This window comes from Ruegeria sp. YTSA105 (assembly GCF_059610225.1).
The window spans coordinates 24,518-43,574 of sequence record NZ_JBXWNE010000022.1 but is presented as its reverse complement, the minus strand read 5'-3'; the positions used below and the strand labels follow the sequence as shown (position 1 = coordinate 43,574).

Below are 19,057 nucleotides of genomic sequence, written 5' to 3'. Positions count from 1 at the left end.
CCAAAGGTATTCCTCTCGGCCATCGCTCTCGCTGCTACAGTCCTATTCTGGCTGTAAATCAATGAGTCTGGAGCCTAACCGAGACTGTGATTGCTTTTTTTGCGGGAGTAGCGAAAGTCTGCTTTCCGCCCATCAGATTACCTTCGCAGATGCAGCGCCGATTGAACGCTTGCTGCGAACGGCGGGTAGGTTCGCATCAACGAAACTGCAAATTACTGTTTTGAAGGTCCGCTTTGAGCTGCTAGCGGCCTATCGTGCTTGCTGCAGAGAATGGCAACACTGAACCCAAGGTGTTCATGTTGCAATAGGAATGAGCGGCGGCGACAAAATCAGGGTACAGACATCAACGTTGTGAGCAGCGGTTCGTTTTGACCATGCGACGTACTGATGTCACGCAGCGAACGTAGCTCCACCGCGATCTTAGAAATCGTTAGGCTTCTTGGTCGCTTTGTCTGCAAATTCAGGCGATGTTCAATGTCCCGAATTGGTTTTCGCTATACTGCAAAGCAGATCAACATGTTGATCCAACCAATCTTCGTCCAGTGCCTCGTGACGTATGAGTTTGCGGAAATAAGGTGCAGCGACTGCTAGTTCTATGAGTTGGTCAACCGGGACGTCGGCGGTGATCTCACCGCGGCCTATTGCGGCTGCAAATACTGCTTCAACACTTGCGAACCTGTCTTTCATAAATTCAGTGATCACCAACCGCGCTTCTGCATCGGTGGACGCAGCAGCGACAACTTGAGGCGCGATTTGACCCCATGGTGTGTCATTCAAAGCTCCCATCAGTACTCCGAGTAACCAGCGCAGATCAGATCGCAGCGGGCCATCGGTTTGGGGTGGTATGTTCGGCGGTGTTGCGATGCGCCTGAATGCTGCATCACGCAGACTGCGCGCATCTGGCCAGTGCCTGTAAAGTGTGCTGCGCGAAATGCCCGTTGCCTTCGAAACTGCGCCATGAGTTACGTGCAGCACGCCCTCATCCATTAGTATCTTTTGCGCGGCATCAAGCGCGGTCTGTCGTGTGGCGATCAGCCTAGGATCTTCTTTCAATCGTCCCTCCTATAGAACACCTTGTTGCATAGTAGAACATTTTGTTCTAAAAGTATGGTCGGTCAAAACCTAAATCCCACAAACACGTCTTGTCAAAACGGGAGCGTATCAATGTTCAAAGTGGCAGCAACCCCGCTGGTGGTACTCTTATCGATGGGCGCGACAACCGCATTGTCCGAGAGTGGCACTTACGAGTTGGATCCTGGACACAGCCAGGTATTGTTCAGCTACAACCACATCGGGTTCTCAGAAACATATGGAATGTTCTCAGGTTTTAGCGGTGAGATTGAGTTCGACGAAGATGATCCGTCTGCGTCATCTGTCACAGTGTCTATGCCTGTAAAATCCATGATCACGGGCTGGGATGCCCGTTTGCAACACTTCATGTCCGATGACTTTTTTAGCGCGAGTGACGGTGACGTGGTCACATTCGCCTCAACCAACATTGAAGTGACCGGGGACAACACCGCGAATATTTCTGGCGACCTGACCATGAATGGCATCACCAAACCTGTTGTCCTGGAAACAACGCTTAACAAGTCAGCGCCATACCCGTTTGGCCCAAAAGAGGGCACGCCAACCTTGGGGCTGGCAGCCACGGCGACTATCGTGCGGTCTGAATTCGGACTTGGGGCGTTTGCACCTGCGGTGAGCGACGAAATAGAGCTCTTGATCAATATCGAAGCGTTAAAGGCTGAATGATGTGTGCAAGTGCGCTGATACTGCACGGAGTGCTCTTTCTTAACTTTTGACGGGGTCGCCAACAATATGGATATTTTCCCGAAAATATTTGCTGTTGTCGCAGTAGCGGCGGTCACGAGCCCTTTGGCATATGCGCAAGAGTACGCGTTCCCAGAGCGCACCTCGCCCCGCCCTGAAACGACAAGCGGCGTACCGCATACTCAGATAGGTGTCGAAATTGATGCCGATTTGGCCCGGCTATTGCTGGAGCGAGTTGCGCAATTCCCAGGGGTCACACTTGGCCCCACACGCATATCACTACCTGGCGCGACTGGCTTTCAGCTTGATCCCGACATGTTGTTGTCTCGACCGAGCTCTATCGTCGGTGGGTTTGAGTTTGCGCATTTGCATCCTGACGGCAGTTTGCACGCTTCGCTCGACCCAGCATTGGCGCGAAAAGCAATTGAGGCTGGCTGGGCCGTAGCTCACCCTTGGGCCGATCAACGCCCCGGATGGAGCGGCTTTGTCATGATCTATACTCCAACCACACCAGAAGAGTTGGAAGTCGTCATCGATCTGGTCGAAAGTTCGTACACCTTCATCACCGGCAACACCTTGGGTTAAAACTGTTTTTCCCGAAAGTGTGCGGTGGCGCCTGTTTTCTGTCAGAGAGCAGTTTCAGCCACCTTGTTTCTCGCAGTCATTTTTTCTTAAATTGTCGCCGTGGCGAATGCTCGATACCTTCAAGCCATTCACACTAATGGTAGCTGCCGTCCGCTTGTTAGATTTTGCAAAGCTCGGAGTGGAAGTTCCGCTTCGGGCTGCGACCAACTAATTGAACTGATCGCAGAGAATGGCGTATCTGCGCCCAAAGCGACCATTCCGGTATCTAATTACAAAGTGGGTGTTCATGTCTTTGGGCTCACTTCACGGGTTTTTCGGTGAACCGGCGAACTGCGAGGACCGAAGCAGCATAATCCCCCAATGAAATCCCTCTGAAAGCAAAAGCCGCCGGTTTATTGCGTGCTCGGACGTCGACTTTGCCAGCGACCAATTCCGTCAAGTCGCCAGCAATTTGCTCGTATGGCAACATCGGCTTGTCGCTTTCCAGCTCCTGCAAACGGTCGTCGACAATTACCGTTTTGAAACCAATCATGTGCGCCGGCACCCACGGGATGCACGCATCAGTTATGGTGGCGAAGGCAGTCGGCTTCAGCCATCGGGCATCCAAGAAGGGTTCAATGGAGTAGTCCAACGTTATCGATGTCGCTATCAGATCGGCATCACTCAAAGCGTCCTTGGCATCGGCGCATGTTTCAGCTTCGAGACCCATGCCCAGAGCATAACGACAAAGCTTGTCGGCATTCTCTTTACCACGCCCGAACACGCGGATTCGTTTCAAGGGAAACAGTTCTGAAAACGCAGCTAGATGGGAGTGAGCCTGCACGCCCGCGCCCACAAAAGCTACCGTCTCGGCATGAGGGTCAGCAAGCCGTCGCGCTGCCACCACTGACAGAGCCGCAGTTCTGATTGCCGTAATCCAATTCGCTCCCAAGACCGCGCGAAGTAGTCCGGTTTGCGCATCCATAACCATGATGGCACCGTTTATCGCGGGAAGACCCCTCGCCGGGTTTTCCGGACACACTGTAACCTGCTTGGTCACGATGAATCCATCATCTCCCATAGCCAAAGTAGACATTGCGTAGCGCCCATCGCCGGGCAAGATGACTGTCTTGGGAGAAGTGTGAAGCTTTCCGTCTGCCTTGGCTATTAAAGCAGCCTCGATGGCATCGGCAACTTCCGAAGGTTGAATGCCTAAACCCCCGAGGTCGTCGTCAGACAGGTAAATTAAGGCGTTCTCAGAAGTCACAGAGTCCCTCACTTAAGCAATTTGGCTTTTTGACTGAATACATTGTCTTCGGCAGTTCTTCCTATCGGTTTACCTTCACAGAAGTATTTTGGCTGTAACTTTTGATCGCCCTATCCAATGCGCAAAAAAAATGCGCCTTCATTTTTCTGAAAATGTGAACCTAGCCGAACGCCTGATTTGTCCATTAGGCCGACTTTGTGCGGTCTGAACCAACCCGATGACCTACTGAGATCGTCAGACGACAGGTTCGGGCCCATTGGTAGTTAAAGTTGCGAATTGTTCAAACGACACTTTGCAGATCAGATTCCGGGCGACTTCAGGTCGGGATCACAATCCGACACACCAACCCACCCAGCGATTCAGAGCGGTCCAGATCTAGTCTGGCATCGTAGGCTTTCAGTAAGTCGACCGCGATCGCCAGCCCAAGCCCGCTGCCAACGACCGAGGTGTCCAGTCGTCCACCGGATCGCAAGGCTTCGCGGTGGGCGTCTTCTGGAATTCCGGGACCGTCATCCTCGATACTGATTTCGATACATTTCTGCTTACGTTTCGCGGTCAGCCGTACCGCGCTTCGACACCATTTGACCGCATTGTCCAGAAGGTTGCCCAAAATCTCTTCTATGTCCTGCGTATCCATGCGCACCCAAAGACCCGGATCGCCATCGATCTGCAGTGATTTACCTTCGCGGTCCGCCATGGCCGAGAAAAGCCGCGCCAGGCGCTCGATGGAGTTAGACAGATCGGTCCGCGAATGGGTCAGGTCCGCAGCGTTCAAAGCCCGCAGCCTGGCCAGAGATCGACCAAGTTGAGCATCGATCCTGTCCAGCGCCTCTTGTGCGGTATCTGTCACCGCTCCGGTGTCGGACAATGTCACAAGTTCATTGCGCAATATGGCTGTAGGAGTTTTCAATGCGTGTGCCAGATCTGCGGCCTGGCGGCGCGAACCCGAGACGATCTCGCGGTTCCGACGCAACAGCTGGTTCAGGTCCTCGACCAATGGCGAGACCTCTTCGGGGTAATCTGTTGGCCTAAGGTCTTCATCCTGATCCCAGCGATGGGCCACATCCGTACGCAGCTTTCGCAATGGTCCCAGAACAACTGAAATCAGAAACAACGAGCCGGCTAAACCGATCAGGCCAACTAGGCCAAACACCGGCAGCAGGCTTTTCTGCGCCGCGCGCCGCTCGGCCACGAGCTGAGCCTGACTTTCGGCGACGCTGACGCCCCATACCGTGCCATCTTCATAAGTGATCTTCTGAAAAGCGCTGCGCAGCACTTCATTCTCCGGACCGCTTGTGTCCCAGAGTGTGGGGATGTCAGGAATACCGGGGGGTTCCGCGATGACCTCATCAAACAGCGAGCGAGAGGTGAAGACCACACCGTCGGCGCTTCTGACCTGCCAGTATCGTCCGGAATATGGGGTGCCATAAGCCGGGTCAAATATCAGATCCCGTAGGGCATCCGGGTTTTCGGTTGTGACATTCAGCCCGACAACCAGCTGTGTGTGACGATCCAGCAGCGCAGAGTCGAACCGGTTGGACACCCGAGCATCAATGTATGAGAAAACCGCCAGTGTACCTACGCCCACAGACACTGCCCCAGATGCAATTCCCCCCAGCAATGCCCGTTGTCGCAGCGATAACATCAGGCCGAATCGATCATATATCCACGACCCCGAACCGTTGTGATCAGGTCAGTGCCGAGTTTCTTGCGCAGACGGGTAACAAATACGGCGATGGTGTTCGAATCCCGGTCTCCATCGTATTCATAGATATGCTCTGAAAGTTCTGATCGTGAAATCATCCGACCAGAATTATGCGCCAGATAAGTCAGCACCGCGATTTCTTGAGCAGTCAGGTCAACCGGCACGCCATCGGCTGTCACCCGGCCGTTACGGGTATCCAGAATGACGTTTCCCATTTCAATCACGGGATTCAGCTGTCCACTTTGCCGTCGCAGGATGGCGCGAACACGCGCGGCCAGTTCGGGCATGTGGAACGGTTTGGTCATATAGTCATCTGCGCCCGCATCCAGGCCGTCGACCCTTTCGCTCCAGCCATCGCGGGCAGTCAGAATCAGCACCGGTGTTTTGACACCCTCGTTGCGCCATTCGCGCAGAATCGAAATGCCGTCGCGCTCTGGAAGGCCGAGGTCAAGGATGATCATGTCATATGGTTCGGTCGCACCCAGATGCAGGGCGTCGAGCCCACTATTGGCGACATCCACAACGCGGCCTTCTGCGTTCAGGAGTTTTTTGATCTGTTCGCAGAGGTGCGGTTCGTCTTCTGCCAGCAATACTCTCATACTTAGGGACTATAGGCGAGCGAATGGAAGTATAACCATTACTTTTTGCCCCCGCCGTTACCTCCGCCATTACCACCGGAGTTACCACCGCCGTTACCGCCGCCGTTGCCACCGGAATTACCACCACCGTTACCACCGGAATTACCGCCACCATTGCCACCGGAGTTACCGCCGCTATTGCCTTTGTTTGCAGATTTCCCCTGCGAAGTGCCCTTGCCGGAATTACCCGGCGCAGCGCGGGCAGCTTCAGAAATCTGGCGGCCAACGACGGATCGGTTGGAGACAACAACACCCGTCTGAGCGTTGACGATGACACTGACGATTCTACCATCCGGTTTCTTGACGAGAATACGGTAATATAGCCTGTCAGCCTGAAAGGCGCGCGCGTCAACTGGCGTTCCACCAAAAGCCTTTTCAACGCCTTTGATTACTTTTTTCAAACGAATGGCACTGCCTGAGGTTGTCGCCTTGCGCAACTCGGATTGCGTCAACTCACGTGCAGAAGCCTGTCCCTCTCCGGGGTGGAGAAAGGCAAGTAGACAGGCAATGGCAATAAGCTTTTTCATCCTTGTCACTCATTACTGCGAAAACGCCGGCTCAATCTACCGATTTCTATGTGAACCTACGGTGAACAGCCAGTTACGCGTGGGTTCAACGATGATGGGTTTAGATCAGGGGTGTCGGACTCTGTTTTCGACACCCAGTTTTTGCGTCTGCTCGCCGCTGATTACCGTGACAGACGAGAATCGCACCTGACGAACGAGGACCATTATGAACACCAAACCGATCAACCTGCTAAAAGCCTCTGCTATTGCCATCGCCCTGCTGGGCTCGACCGCGATTGTCGGAGCTGTCGCGTTTCCTGATGCTGCTTATGCCAAAGGGGGCAACGGCGGCGGTAACGGAAACGGCGGCGGCAATGGCAACGGCGGTGGAAACGGCAATGGTGGTGGAAACGGTAATGGCGGATCTGGTGCGTCCATTAGCGATAGTGATAAAGCGGCCGGAAAATCTAACCGGAAATCTTCCAACGCTGGTAAGTCAAAGTCATCGGGAAAAAACAAGTTTTCCTTGAAAGACCTGTTTGGGGGCAAAAAGACCAAAGCCAAAACCGCAGCCGTAAAGACCGTACGCAAAAGTCAACCAGTGGATCAGGTGACCAAAGCAATTCGCCCCGCCCCGAAACCGAAAGGGTACAAGATGGCGGATCTGCTGGGCGTGCACCCATCTGAACTAGGCGCACTGAACGCCGCCAACGCTAATGAGAATGCTCTCAAGAACGCCTCTCCTAATTCCCGTGTGGGCCGCATCGCCGCATTTCGTGACGCGGTTCTGGCCGGAGATGAATTGCGTGAGGAGCTTGCGGAAACACAGGCAAAGCTGGATGGCATGACCCCGCCGGACCGCCCGGTCTCTGAGATCGAAGAGGACCTTGATGCGGCTCTGACAGATGTTCAGGAGAAGCAGGATCGCGTGAACGAGCTTGAGGACGCTCTTGCCGATGCCGGGGGCACAGATCCGGATATAGAAGCAGAGCTTAAGGACGCCAATGACGAACTTCAGGGAGCCCTCGATACGGCCGAAGACCTAGGCGCCGAACGGCAGGCTGCGGTCGACTACAACGATACGGTGGCAGAAGTCGATGCGCTGACTGAGGCTGTAGAAAATCAACCGCAGACCGAGCGTGAAGCGTTGGAGGCTGCCGCCAACAAGCCTGTGACGGATGAGGTCGAAGCTGCCGTAAAAACTCTGCTTGGTCTTGATAGCTGATTGCTGATTGTCCAATCAATCACCAGGTCAAATAGACCCGAGCCAGCAGGCATAACAACATCACAAATAAAAAAACCCGCTCCGATCCGGAGCGGGTTTCACTACATCCCAGACAACACCACGTGACTTGGGATATACGCAGACGTTCTGTTGAGAGATCAGACGCCTCGTTTCGCCTCTTTTAGCCGCTCTTTGTTGAATAGTTCAGACAGTGCATTTTCGATAGGAGGGAAGCGACCGTTGCTCGAATTCGTGATGCTTGACAATTCACCGCCTGAGACGGTGCGCGAGGATTGCATTGCTGTAGGAATGCTAGGCGCACCCTCATTGGCAGTATTGATCATGCTGTTCCCCTTCAGTGCATCCGGGCACGCATTGATCGGCCCTGAGTAAGGAAGTATGAACGATAACGGTTGAACACTCTGAGAATACATTGTTCACGTTCGGTTAATGTTGTTGCGTATGAGTGGACAAACTGGGGGGCATTGACCGCCATATAAGAAAATGCTGCCATTTTGGTTTTATTTCCCGATCGCAGCTTTGTCCGTATAGCCACTGTCCAAAGCTCCATAACACTGCATCTTGGATTAAGAGTCTGCTTCAAGTGCATTGCCGCCGTTTGTAGGGCTTGTTGATGCAAGCGCGGCGAAGGTCTGCCGTGTGGCCTTACTGCCAAGCAGCCTGTGGCACGGCGATTAGAGGCCATCGGTCTGGATGCACGTTGTCAACAAGATTGGGCGGCAACTTTATTGGGATTCGCGCGGCAATTCACTGGGAATACACAGAGCAGGCAGAAAAAGGCCTGAAAAGGGCGTTGGATCGTGAAGAACACCACAAACGGAAGCAAAATCGCGAGTATCAATCTCATCTTAAATTACCTTCTGATAGTTAGACCGCTATGTTCTCACGAACATGGGCGTTGTTGCATATCTCTCGCAGCGAGGGATTCACAACGCGAATCCATAAGGTTAAACGGTGTGGGTGAGTAAGCCATCTTCCGCCCGTTAACGCGTCACGTATTGGTCCGACTACAATGCTGCGCCTAAGGAGCGCGGCTCACTTCTTGTCTGGCTGGACAAGGACATGACCTGGCTCGCGGCGCACGAAGGTCGGCCTTGTCACAGCCGGTCTTTTCGAATGCGACGATTCAATTCTGCCTGTCGACCAAAGTGCTATTCAAGCTGCCGCTGAGACAGACAGCGGGGGTGACCGCCGGCGTTGATCAGCTTCGTTTCGTAGCCGGCTTCTCTGACTACATCGTTGATAAAATACGCAATCTTAGCCGTTTGGTCTTCTAGGGTACCGTAGGCAATCAGCACAGTCATTCCGATCCTTCTGCAAATCGGTTCGAAAAACGCACCAACTATGTCGAAACTGCTCGTTTCGGCCCTTGATCCCAATCAAAAGTGCCTGTCTTGCCAAGTTATTTGGGCGCGGGTGAGGCACCCGTTGGCTGGCTTATGCGGTTTTGGAAAGCGCGAAAGCTACAGTTAACCAGAATGCACTGCGTATGGTCATTGCGCCGACCGTTCGCCATTCAAACGGCGTTCCACTAAGTGCCACTAGTATCAGAACAACGAACACCAATAGCGTAGATAAGCCAAGCAACCAGGCAATTCGTTGTGCCCAGATTGTGGATTTATGGAGCGCGAAAGCGCCTAGCAAATAGATAAATCCAGCCAGAAAATTGAACCATAGCACGAATGTCACTGCATCTCCGACTGCAGCTCTGGCAGCAGCACCCCCAAACAGGGCTGTTCCTCCTGAGAAAATGGTCAGGAGACCAAAGAGTACTGCGGCTATCGTAACTGGGCGAACCCAAGGCGGAGAGGAAGGCATCGTTGTTTTCCTCAGAAATAAGATTGAATCTCATGTCGTGGGCAATCTGCCAACCTTGCCAAACGAACTGAAACGCACGTCCCTAATAGCAATTCTTCTCGCCATTTCCCTTGATCTTTATCATTGGGCTTAACTTGATACCCTGTTAAAAATGCAGCGTCTGCGCGAGGTTTTTCGCAATAATTATGCGCTGTCGCCCCTTTGGGATGACTCGTTTGCAACTCCTAACATTTCTTAAAGTTGGTTCGGTTACCGTGTATCTTCTGGAAATAGACGGACGACTACGCTCGAACCTGCAGTGAAAAGTGTTGATTTGAGTCAAAGTTAACTACTTCAAGCTCGCCCATACTAACCCCTCACTAAGGAGGGAGTGCAACATGTTCAAAAAGATCGTAGTTGGCTTGGATGGATCTGAGGCGTCAGAAGCAGCTCTGCGCGTTGCCTGTGATATTTCAAGCAAATATGGCTCCCAGATTCACCTTGTTCATACACCTCAGCCCCAAACCGTGGCGTTCGCAATGGGCGCATTGGCTGGCTATCACGCCGTCACGACAATGCCTTCAGACGAAGAGGTGCAGCAGGCAGCAAACAAGATTATTTCCTCTGGTAGAGAGATCGCCGAAGAGTACAATCAGACGGTTTCGCAAACGTATACCCAACGCGGTGATCCCGTAGACCAGATCATCGCATGTGCCGAGCAATGCACAGCTGACCTGATTGTGACGGGCCGCCGTGGATTGGGAAGCATTAGTAACCTAATTCAAGGGAGCACCTCTCTAGGCATCAGTCGGAATGCCACTTGTGCTGTTTTAACCGTTGCCTGAATTTCAAACTTGGCCCCAATCGGCGCTAAACGATGAGGATCGAAAAGTTCTGCGTTGAGATCTCGCGAAAGCGGAAGCTGAAGTAGACCTCATGGGTACCTATGGCCATGACCGCGCGCCAAACTGTGTTAGGTGGAACTATCCGAACTCAGAGGGAACAGATAGGCTTCCGGTTTTGTTTGCGCGTTAGTTCAAAGTCAGAAGACAGGCTTAAACTACCTGCTACGTAAACTCGTGCCAACTCTGGAGCGCCACATGAACCCCCCGGCCCTGTTCGATGCTCATAAACCCGCTGAAATTGCAACGTTAGTTGAGACTGCCGGGGTCGCAAAGGCAAAGCTGCCACTAGCACCCATGTTCGTTCTTGCGATGCTGGCTGGAGCATTCATAGGGTTTGGCGCAGCGGCCTATACGATGGCGGTCGCGGGGGCAGACAGCGCTTCAGGGCCGATCCGCGTTCTGGGAGGAGCAGTGTTTTCCCTGGGCCTTATCCTGGTGATCGCAGGTGGTGCAGAATTATTCACCGGCAATGTCCTGATGGTGATAGCAGCGGTCGATCGCAAGATACCGCTGCGGCTGCTTTTCCGAAGCTGGGGCATCGTCTACGTTGGTAACTTCGTGGGTGCCGTTGGGCTTGCATTGGCCTTCGCCCTGACCGGCTTGCTTGATGGGCCGATGGGTAGCACTGCCATAAGGGTAGCCGATGCCAAAGCGGGGTTGGAACCGATGGAGGCTTTCGCCCGCGGCGCATTGTGCAATGGGCTGGTTTGCCTTGCCGTATGGCTGTCCTTCGCCGCCCGCAGCGTCGCTGGAAAAATTCTAGCGGTCTTGTGGCCCGTCTCAGCATTTGTGCTGCTGGGGCTCGAGCATTCGATTGCGAACATGTATTTCTTCCCGCAGGGCTGGGCTGCGGGAGCAACTGTGCCGGTTTTCGCAGCGGCGGCCAATCTGCTATGGGTCACTCTGGGTAACATTGTCGGCGGGGCGGGAGGAGTTGCCTTGGCCTACTGGTTTGCTTATCTTGGCGGAACAAATCGGTAAGATCTGTTTCTTCGATTTCAGCACCCGCCGGAGAGAAATGATCGGAAACAGTTGGTTCTGAAGGCGTTGTCTAATAACGCACTGGCTGAAGACGACGCCGGAAATTGGGCCGCTCATTTCCACTGTGCAAGTCGTCCTCTCGATCCTGATCTGAATCCTTCGCGAACATCTAATTTTATTGATCCCTGTCAAGATTGGCAAAGGTACGATGTGATACAGTTGAGGCTGAAATTGGGGGGCTATCATGGAAGAAATAGTCGAGATTGGACGAACATTCGTTCAGGCAATGCGTGATCGCAGAGGTCTTGCAAACGTTGGTGAAATGTATGCCGAAAACGCTCAATCTATTGAGGCGGTTGTACCTCCGGTTCGACAGTTTCGCATCACCAAGGGCCGGGATGCTATAAAGGGAAAAAGAGAGGACTGGCTGGCAGCTCATGAAATCGTCGAATTCGACGTGGATGGCCCCTATGTTCATCCCCCAAACCGCTTCGGTGTACGATATAAGGTCAACGTAACGCAGAAGGCTACAGGGCAACACATGACCTTGAGCGAGATCGCAGTTTATTCGGTAGCAGATGGGAAAATTGTACTTGAAGAGTTCTTCATGTTGCCGAAGTAGGAACGACAGCCAGCAACGCTGACGCAGTGTTGGTCTTATCTACACGTTGGAAGCGTGACTCGTAAAAGCTTTGACACGACAGATGGACAACTGGGCATTTATTTCGACTACGGGATGCTTGCCCTTGCGCATCATTGCGACCAATTCGGCGCAGCTGTCATAGAGAGTCACACCCCGAAAGCCTCATTGGGCCATGGATGTGGGCCAACCACCAGACCTGTGCCTCAATTTCGTACCCGAAAAGCACTTGGACTTTCATCAGATAGAACCTGTTTGATCCAACTCAAGGCATCACGTCGAGAGCGAGCTAAATTAGAATAGAAAATTAACTAATGTGCGCGGGGCCATGAGAAAGAACGTACGCGCAATTCTGATCGCCATAGCGCTCCTACTTGCAGGTGCAGCTGTTTATTTTTTCGTCGCAGAAGACAGTGATGAATTGCCGGCTGGGTTTGTACAGGGCAATGGGCGGATCGAGGCTGAACAAGTAGAAATCGCTCCAACCTTTGCCGGGCGCGTTGCTCGGGTCATGGCAGCAGAGGGCAGCCTGGTTGCTTCGGGTGAACTGCTGGTTGAAATGGATACAGATGAATTATCTGCAGCCCTTGACCGTGCCAGTGCCGAGGTTGCGCTGGCGCGCCAAACCAAGGCCGAAGCCGAAGCCGTGGTCATCCAGCGAGAAAGCCAGCAGCGTCGCGCTTCGCAGGAGCTTGACCGGGCCAAGGCGTTGCTGGCCGGTCAGAATATCTCGATGACTGTCTTTGAGGATCGTGAAACCGCGTTTCAGGTTGCGGATGCCGTGCTGGGCGCGGCCAAGGCCCGGGTTGCAACGGCGGATAGCCAGATTGCCGCCGCAGAGGCCGAGGTGCGCCGGATTGCGGCACAAATAGAGGATGGTTCTCTCATCGCTCCCATGCCGGGGCGTATTCTGTATCGACTGGCCGAGCCCGGCGAGGTCGTTGGAGCGGGCGAACCGATCTTGACGTTACTCAGTTTGGAAAACGTCTATATGGAGGTCTTCCTGCCTGCACGCGAAGCGGGACTATTGCCCATCGGTGCCGAGGCGCGCATCGTGCTTGATGCGTTGCCGGAATTTGCCATCCCAGCAACCGTAACCTTCGTCTCTCCCGAAGCTCAATTCACTCCCAAGCAGGTAGAAACTTTGAGCGAACGGGAGCAGCTGGTTTTTCGCGTTCGGGTTCGCATTCCCAGGGATTTGGTTACGGCGCGGATTGAGCATGTGAAGACCGGCCTTCGCGGCATTGCAGCGATCCGACTTACTTCCGATGGCGCGTGGCCAGACGATCTGGATAGACGAATTCCACCCGAGCTGTTCGAATGAGCGCCGAGGGGGGCTCATCTGGTTTCTGCATCAACGGTGTCACACACACGTACCGACAGCATGTTGCGTTGGATAACCTTTCGCTGGTTCTGCCAACTGGCCAGCTTATCGGATTGATCGGGCCGGACGGGGTTGGCAAGTCAACGCTGCTGGGATTGATTACCGGCGCAAAGCAACTTCAGTCCGGGGAAATTGATGTTCTCGGGGGATCGATAGGTGACCGCGCGCACCGTCACCGCGTGTGCCCGGCGATCGCATTTATGCCGCAGGGGTTGGGCCGCAACTTATACGCGGAACTGTCTGTGCGTGAGAATCTCGAGTTCTTTTCACGTCTTTTCGGACAGGGGCAACAGGAACGTGAAATCAGGATCGCGGCCTTGCTGTCAGCGACCGGACTTGCGCCCTTTTCGGACCGGCTTATGGGCAAACTTTCGGGCGGAATGAAGCAGAAACTTGGACTGTGTTGTGCGCTGATCCACGACCCTAAGTTTCTGGTACTGGACGAACCGACGACCGGAATTGATCCCCTGTCGCGGCGCCAATTCTGGGCGCTGATAGACGCGGTCCGAGAAGAAACGCCCGGTCTCTCCATTCTGGTTTCAACGGCCTATATGGAGGAAGCCGAACAATTCGATTTTATCGTAGCGATGGATGCCGGTCGGGTGATATTTCACGGCCCCCCTGCCAAGCTGAAGGGTAAAGCCCGGGATCTTGAAACATCTTACAGGCAACTACAGGCACGAGGGGAACCCCGGTTTGTGTCGAACAAGGTACCTATGCATCATCAAGGTGCAGACCCGGTGATCACGGCGCGTGGGTTGACCCGGCGCTTTGGCGATTTTACTGCCGTCGACAACGTCGAATTCTCGATCCACCGAGGCGAAATCTTTGGCTTCCTCGGATCAAACGGCTGCGGCAAGTCAACCACCATGAAAATGCTGACAGGTCTTCTGCCAGCAAGTGAGGGAGAGGCGCTGCTGTTCGGCAGACCGGTGGATGCGCGCGATCTAAGGATGCGCCGCGAGATCGGGTATATGAGCCAGGCATTCTCGCTTTATGGCGAGCTGACCGTTCAACAAAACCTCCAGTTGCACGCCCGCATCTTTGCGATCAAGGATCGTGTGGAACGCATCGATGAATTGGCCGAACGTTTCGGCCTGAAGGCACATATGGGCACGCTGGCGTCGGCGCTTCCGCTGGGTATCAAGCAGCGTCTTTCCCTTGCCGTCGCCGTGATCCACCGGCCTCGGGTGTTGATCCTGGATGAACCAACCTCGGGCGTGGACCCCGAGGCGCGCGACTCGTTTTGGGCGCTGTTAATCGAGCTGTCGCGAGACGATGATGTAACGATTTTCGTCTCGACACATTTCATGACCGAAGCGGAGCGCTGTGATCGCGTTTCTTTCATGCATGCAGGCCAGGTATTAGCTGAAGGTACACCAGATGAGTTGATCGCAACGGCGCAGTCGGACAGTCTGGAAAGTGCGTTCATCGCTGTCCTGGAGGCGGTCGAGCCGCCCGCGCCGGTAGCAGCACCCAATGTTTCGGTTGATGCTGTCAACGCGGGCGCTGCCGGAAGTATCGGGCGCATACTGGCCTATGCACGGCGCGAGACAACCGAGGTTCTGCGCGATCGCGTCCGTTTGGCTTTTGCTTTCCTTGGCTCGGTGATCCTGATGTTGGTCTTTTGCTATGGGATCACTCTGGACATAGAAGACCTGGATTTCGCGGTACTCGACCTGTCTCAAACGCCTGAGAGTCGTACCTATATCGCCGAGATTTCTGGTTCGCGCTATTTCAACCCCACGGCGCCACTGGCCAGTTTTGAAGACGGCCGCGAGCTGTTGGCCAAAGGAGACATCTCGCTGGTTGTCGAACTCCCACCCGATTTTGGTCGCAATCTGCGCGCCGGCGAGCCAACTGAAGTCTTGGCAATTGTGGACGGTGCGATACCGTTCAAGGGTGAGACAATAGAGGGCTATGTGGCCGGGCTTCACAGTACGTTTCTGGAAGTAATGGCCCGCCAAAGTGGCGAGCAGTCGGTCGAAATCGCCCGCATCGAACCGCGCTTCCGATACAATCAAAGCTTTGAAAGTATCGCTGCAATGGCCCCTGCCATGCCTGCGATCCTGTTGATAATGCTGCCGGCCGTTTTGATGGCAGTTAGTGTCGCGCGGGAGAAAGAGTTGGGCACGATCACCAATTTCTACGCAACGCCAACGACGCGGCTCGAATTTCTGGTTGGCAAACAGATCCCCTACATCGCGATAGCGTTCGTCAATTTCCTACTTTTGGCAGCGATGACGATCTTCATTTTTGGCGTGCCCCTAAAAGGAAATCCGGTGCCTCTTGCAATTGGTGCTTTCCTATATGTTTGGGCAACCACATCTTATGGACTGCTTATTGCGACCATAACGTCGAGCCAGGTGGCCGCAACTTTTGCCACCGCTATCGCGTCGGTGGTGCCGACCATTCAATTCTCCGGGCTGCTACAACCGATCTCGACGTTGGAAGGCGGCGCCCAGACGATTGGATCGCTTTGGCCTTCATCCTATTTCCTGCATCTAAACGTCGGCGCGTTCACCAAAGGTCTTAGCTGGGATGCACTTGCCCCCGACCTTCTGGCCCTAGCCTGTTTCGGGCCCGCGCTAACCTTGATCGCTGCACTGTTACTCCGAGCGCAGGAGACGTGAATGCAACGATTGTCCCGCATATTCTGGCTTGGTTTGAAAGAAATGATGAGCCTTCGGCGCGACTGGGTGATGATGGCGCTGCTTGTCTGGTCATTCACGCTGGCGCCCGTAATGGAGGCTACGGGCGTTTCAAACTCGGTCAACAATGCATCCATTGCATTTGCCGACGAGGATGGCTCGCCTCTTTCACGCTCGCTTGCCTCAGCGTTTTTTCCGCCTGAATTCCAGCCCGTTGTCCAGATCGCACCGGGCACCGGGGCCGAAAAGATGGATGCAGGGCATTTCCTGTTTGTAGTCGCAGTACCACCAGGGTTCGAGAAAGATGTTCGAGCCGGGCGCGCGCCGGAAATTCAGGTTTTGATCGATGCGACAGCGATGGAGCAGGCCGGAATTGGAGCGAACTACATCATCAATATCTTGAGTGCCGAGATCCGGCGCTTTGCCATCGGTGCAGAATTTTTAGACCCGCCGCCCATCGATATCATTGTGCGCAGCGCATTTAATCCAAACCGCGACACTGTTCGTTTCGCCGGTATCGTCGCGTTGATCGGCCAGATCATGTGGCTGACCACAATCCTTACCGGTGCTGCCATGATCCGTGAGCGCGAGCATGGAACAATCGAACACCTGCTGGCGATGCCGCTTACCCCATTTGACATTGCGGTCGCCAAGATCTGGGCAAACGCGGCGGTGGTTCTGGTAGCGACCGCCCTATCGCTGACCTTTGTTATGCAAGACTTCCTGGGGATCAGCATCGCGGGATCGAAGGTGTTGTTTTTATTTGGCACAGTTCTCTTTCTCTTCACGGCGACGGCGCTTGGGGTGTTTCTTGCGACGATTGCGCGCTCAATGGCTCAATTCGCACTTTTGGTTATGCTGACGGTGCTTCCAATGTTGATGCTGTCAGGAGGAGAGACGCCAATCGAAGGGCAGCCCGGCTGGCTTCAGATTGGAACATCTATCCTCCCATCCCGTCACTACATGTCAGCCAGTCAGTCCATCATTTTCAAAGGTGCCGGGATCGAGACGGTCTGGGCAGAGTTTGTATGGATGGCGTGCTTGGGCGCGATCCTTCTGGCAACAAGTCTGCTGCTTTTTAGACGCTCGGTTGCACAAGAGACCTAAATAAGTTTTTGCACCTGAGCCAAACTAGGCGGCTGACAGAACACCCGCTTGCGTAAGATCAAGGTCTCATCCAAGTAAGCAAATTTGAAGCGCACGCACGTTCACCAAGATCGGGTCAACATGTACAGAAGGCTGGTCGGTCGGTGATTGGACTTCTCCTGATGGCATCACCTACTTGCAATTAACTCGACGGTAACAATTAACCGCCGGAGAACCGCTTCCGGGCATACTCTGAATGTGTGCTTTATTGCCAAACGTGGAAGTTTCGAGTTTGCCCATGATAGAGTGGGTATAGCGCTATTAAACAGAGATGGGCCATGCGGACACCGGACCAAAGCGACACAGGAGTTGATACCGGTAATGTCCGCGCATTCCTGGAGAGCTTGACTGGCCCGTCCCGCGGGACCGTAGTCTGGCTTGCCGACAACGCTGTGTCGGCCTCGGTCAGTCCGGACCGTACCTTGAGGCTGAGACCGAAAGAAGATGTGCCAGCTTATGACGAAGACATTGCGACTCTTCAGTGGTCAGATGACGGTTACACGTTAAACGCGTTGTCTGATCGGAATATCTGGGTCAACGGTCACAAGGTCGCTTCGGCTGACCTCAGGCACGGTGACATGATCGAATTCGGCGAAAAAGGCCCGATGTCCCGCTACAGGGTATGCGAACACTCATTCCCTGCACATCGCACGGTCGAGGATATCCTAAGCGACGCGTACGCATATGCGAGAACAAGCCGTCGACCCTTTCCAAGGAAAATTTCCGGTGCACTGCGCGACAGTGGGCGTCGGCTAACATCACAAACCACAATTCTCTTCAGGATCACCGTTATTGGCGCAATCCTTCTGATCGCCGTATTTGGGTATTTACTGTTTCAGAACGACAGGAAGCTGGCGGACAGCCTGGAACGAGAATCCCGAAAGATCGAAGCAGTTGCCGTTATGCTGGCACAGACCCGGGAAGACTCGTTGACGCCAGAGGATTTGGGTGCACTCAAAGACGCATTCGAGAGTCAGGTGCTGTCCACTGAGCAGCGTCTTGGCACGCTGGAGGAACGCGCAGGCGCATCAACGCGGATTATCACAGCCTCTACGCGTTCCGTCGCGTTCGTCCAGGGCGCCTATGGATTGCGGCAGATCAAAAGCGGGAAATTGCTGCGGCATGTGGTTGGCCCCGATGGAAAGAATCTGCAAACGCCATTTGGACAACCGTGGCTCGAACCAGATGCGATGGGCGAACCTGCTGAGTTTCAGTTTACTGGAACCGGGTTTCTTCTACAGGACCCGCCTCTGTTGGTGACCAACCGTCATGTTGCCTTGCCCTGGACGACTGGCGACCGTGCACAAGCCCTTCAGGCCGCAGCGCTGGAGGCCGAGATGCTGAGTTTGCTGGTCTATTTGCCTGATCAAACTGTGCCAATTAAGGCTGTCTTGCATAAAGCAAGCGAAACCGCAGATCTGGCGCTTCTCTCTATCGACGCCACACGCGTTCGGGGTCTTGGGCTGTTACTTGCAGATGAGCCACCGCGAGCGGGAGAGGAAGTTTTCCTGCTTGGATATCCAACCGGCCTGAAGGCTCTTATCGCGCAGGCCGGTCCGGGCTTTCTGAAAACGCTAGAGAATAAAGGCGCCGTGGATTTCTGGACAATTGCGACCCATCTTTCGGAACAAAATAAAATCCGACCCCTGGCCAGCCGGGGAATCGTAGCCCAGACCAGTCCCGGCGCCATTGTTTATGATGCAGAGACCACATCTGGAGGAAGCGGGGGACCTGCGTTGAACCGAAACGGTAAGGTGGTTGCGATCAACGCCGCGATCTTACCCGAGTTTGGTGGTTCGAATATTGGCGTTCCGGTGTCGCACCTCAAGACACTTCTCAATGAAAGCGACTGAT

The 19,057-nt window shown here is 54.1% G+C and carries 17 protein-coding genes and 1 pseudogene; 12 read left to right on the top strand and 6 right to left on the bottom strand.

Annotation, left to right across the window (positions count from 1 at the left end; all coding sequences use genetic code 11):
* Positions 1–471: 471 nt before the first annotated feature.
* On the bottom strand, positions 472–1,053 hold the full coding sequence (locus tag AC2FH2_RS19290; RefSeq protein ID WP_496824910.1) for a TetR/AcrR family transcriptional regulator: 582 nt from the start codon (positions 1,051–1,053) through the stop codon (positions 472–474).
* 111 nt (positions 1,054–1,164) lie between these two features.
* On the opposite strand from AC2FH2_RS19290, the gene AC2FH2_RS19285 reads away from it, so the two are divergent.
* Positions 1,165–1,755: a YceI family protein gene (locus tag AC2FH2_RS19285; protein WP_496824908.1), complete on the top strand. Its 591-nt coding sequence runs from the start codon at positions 1,165–1,167 to the stop codon at positions 1,753–1,755.
* 66 nt (positions 1,756–1,821) lie between these two features.
* Positions 1,822–2,358: a luciferase domain-containing protein gene (locus AC2FH2_RS19280; protein ID WP_142636056.1), complete on the top strand. Its 537-nt coding sequence runs from the start codon at positions 1,822–1,824 to the stop codon at positions 2,356–2,358.
* Between the two features lie 298 nt (positions 2,359–2,656).
* Here AC2FH2_RS19280 and AC2FH2_RS19275 read toward each other — a convergent pair whose 3' ends face one another.
* From AC2FH2_RS19275 to AC2FH2_RS19260, 4 genes are all read right to left on the bottom strand, one after another.
* Positions 2,657–3,604: an ornithine cyclodeaminase family protein gene (locus AC2FH2_RS19275; protein ID WP_496824906.1), complete on the bottom strand. Its 948-nt coding sequence runs from the start codon at positions 3,602–3,604 to the stop codon at positions 2,657–2,659.
* 316 nt (positions 3,605–3,920) lie between these two features.
* Complete coding sequence (locus tag AC2FH2_RS19270; RefSeq protein ID WP_496824904.1) at positions 3,921–5,198, bottom strand: sensor histidine kinase; 1,278 nt, start codon at positions 5,196–5,198, stop codon at positions 3,921–3,923.
* Between the two features lie 50 nt (positions 5,199–5,248).
* The gene (locus AC2FH2_RS19265; protein ID WP_142636050.1) at positions 5,249–5,908 is read right to left on the bottom strand and encodes a response regulator transcription factor; all 660 of its coding nucleotides are present in this window, start codon (positions 5,906–5,908) and stop codon (positions 5,249–5,251) included.
* Positions 5,909–5,946: 38 nt separating this feature from the next.
* A complete protein-coding gene (locus AC2FH2_RS19260; RefSeq protein ID WP_281973007.1) occupies positions 5,947–6,474 on the bottom strand; it encodes a PepSY domain-containing protein in 528 nt (175 codons plus the stop codon).
* Between the two features lie 205 nt (positions 6,475–6,679).
* Here AC2FH2_RS19260 and AC2FH2_RS19255 point away from each other — a divergent pair, with 205 nt between their 5' ends.
* From AC2FH2_RS19255 to AC2FH2_RS19245, 3 genes and pseudogenes are all read left to right on the top strand, one after another.
* Positions 6,680–7,678, top strand: a complete 999-nt coding sequence (locus tag AC2FH2_RS19255; RefSeq protein ID WP_496824902.1) for a hypothetical protein — start codon at positions 6,680–6,682, stop codon at positions 7,676–7,678.
* Positions 7,679–7,933: 255 nt separating this feature from the next.
* The gene (locus tag AC2FH2_RS19250) at positions 7,934–8,071 is read left to right on the top strand and encodes a hypothetical protein (RefSeq protein WP_496691982.1); all 138 of its coding nucleotides are present in this window, start codon (positions 7,934–7,936) and stop codon (positions 8,069–8,071) included.
* Between the two features lie 588 nt (positions 8,072–8,659).
* Positions 8,660–8,907 (top strand): annotated as a pseudogene (locus tag AC2FH2_RS19245) (transposase); the annotation flags it as partial.
* On the opposite strand, the gene AC2FH2_RS19240 reads toward AC2FH2_RS19245, so the two are convergent.
* The gene (locus tag AC2FH2_RS19240) at positions 8,851–9,003 is read right to left on the bottom strand and encodes a hypothetical protein (protein WP_496824912.1); all 153 of its coding nucleotides are present in this window, start codon (positions 9,001–9,003) and stop codon (positions 8,851–8,853) included. The pseudogene AC2FH2_RS19245 and the gene AC2FH2_RS19240 sit on opposite strands and share 57 nt — an antisense overlap.
* Positions 9,004–9,894: 891 nt before the next feature.
* Between AC2FH2_RS19240 and AC2FH2_RS19235 the strand changes: the two genes are divergently transcribed.
* The 7 genes from AC2FH2_RS19235 (at position 9,895) to AC2FH2_RS19205 (ending at position 19,056) form a co-directional block, all read left to right on the top strand.
* On the top strand, positions 9,895–10,341 hold the full coding sequence (locus AC2FH2_RS19235; RefSeq protein WP_496824900.1) for a universal stress protein: 447 nt from the start codon (positions 9,895–9,897) through the stop codon (positions 10,339–10,341).
* A 255-nt stretch (positions 10,342–10,596) separates the two neighbouring features.
* A complete protein-coding gene (locus AC2FH2_RS19230) occupies positions 10,597–11,382 on the top strand; it encodes a formate/nitrite transporter family protein (RefSeq protein ID WP_496824898.1) in 786 nt (261 codons plus the stop codon).
* 244 nt (positions 11,383–11,626) lie between these two features.
* Positions 11,627–12,004 carry a SnoaL-like domain-containing protein gene (locus AC2FH2_RS19225; RefSeq protein WP_496824896.1) on the top strand — a complete coding sequence of 126 codons (378 nt, stop codon included), beginning with the start codon at positions 11,627–11,629 and terminating at the stop codon, positions 12,002–12,004.
* Positions 12,005–12,350: 346 nt separating this feature from the next.
* Positions 12,351–13,346 (top strand): HlyD family secretion protein, encoded by a 996-nt coding sequence (locus tag AC2FH2_RS19220; protein WP_282027162.1) that lies wholly within the window; start codon positions 12,351–12,353, stop codon positions 13,344–13,346.
* Positions 13,343–16,039 (top strand): ribosome-associated ATPase/putative transporter RbbA, encoded by a 2,697-nt coding sequence (gene rbbA, locus AC2FH2_RS19215; protein WP_496824894.1) that lies wholly within the window; start codon positions 13,343–13,345, stop codon positions 16,037–16,039. The genes AC2FH2_RS19220 and rbbA overlap by 4 nt, the downstream gene beginning before the upstream one ends.
* Positions 16,040–17,164, top strand: a complete 1,125-nt coding sequence (locus AC2FH2_RS19210; protein ID WP_496824892.1) for an ABC transporter permease — start codon at positions 16,040–16,042, stop codon at positions 17,162–17,164.
* 317 nt (positions 17,165–17,481) lie between these two features.
* Positions 17,482–19,056 (top strand): trypsin-like peptidase domain-containing protein, encoded by a 1,575-nt coding sequence (locus tag AC2FH2_RS19205; RefSeq protein WP_496693697.1) that lies wholly within the window; start codon positions 17,482–17,484, stop codon positions 19,054–19,056.
* The last annotated feature ends 1 nt before the right edge of the window (position 19,057 follow it).

Coding starts and splice junctions, on each gene's coding strand:
- AC2FH2_RS19220 (WP_282027162.1), top strand. CDS start 12,351: ATGAGAAAGAACGTACGCGCAATTCTGATCGCCATAGCGCTCCTACTT.
- AC2FH2_RS19230 (WP_496824898.1), top strand. CDS start 10,597: ATGAACCCCCCGGCCCTGTTCGATGCTCATAAACCCGCTGAAATTGCA.
- AC2FH2_RS19250 (WP_496691982.1), top strand. CDS start 7,934: ATGCTTGACAATTCACCGCCTGAGACGGTGCGCGAGGATTGCATTGCT.
- AC2FH2_RS19280 (WP_142636056.1), top strand. CDS start 1,822: ATGGATATTTTCCCGAAAATATTTGCTGTTGTCGCAGTAGCGGCGGTC.
- AC2FH2_RS19235 (WP_496824900.1), top strand. CDS start 9,895: ATGTTCAAAAAGATCGTAGTTGGCTTGGATGGATCTGAGGCGTCAGAA.
- AC2FH2_RS19205 (WP_496693697.1), top strand. CDS start 17,482: ATGCGGACACCGGACCAAAGCGACACAGGAGTTGATACCGGTAATGTC.
- rbbA (WP_496824894.1), top strand. CDS start 13,343: ATGAGCGCCGAGGGGGGCTCATCTGGTTTCTGCATCAACGGTGTCACA.
- AC2FH2_RS19210 (WP_496824892.1), top strand. CDS start 16,040: ATGCAACGATTGTCCCGCATATTCTGGCTTGGTTTGAAAGAAATGATG.
- AC2FH2_RS19255 (WP_496824902.1), top strand. CDS start 6,680: ATGAACACCAAACCGATCAACCTGCTAAAAGCCTCTGCTATTGCCATC.
- AC2FH2_RS19225 (WP_496824896.1), top strand. CDS start 11,627: ATGGAAGAAATAGTCGAGATTGGACGAACATTCGTTCAGGCAATGCGT.
- AC2FH2_RS19240 (WP_496824912.1), bottom strand. CDS start 9,003: ATGACTGTGCTGATTGCCTACGGTACCCTAGAAGACCAAACGGCTAAG.
- AC2FH2_RS19265 (WP_142636050.1), bottom strand. CDS start 5,908: ATGAGAGTATTGCTGGCAGAAGACGAACCGCACCTCTGCGAACAGATC.
- AC2FH2_RS19260 (WP_281973007.1), bottom strand. CDS start 6,474: ATGAAAAAGCTTATTGCCATTGCCTGTCTACTTGCCTTTCTCCACCCC.
- AC2FH2_RS19285 (WP_496824908.1), top strand. CDS start 1,165: ATGTTCAAAGTGGCAGCAACCCCGCTGGTGGTACTCTTATCGATGGGC.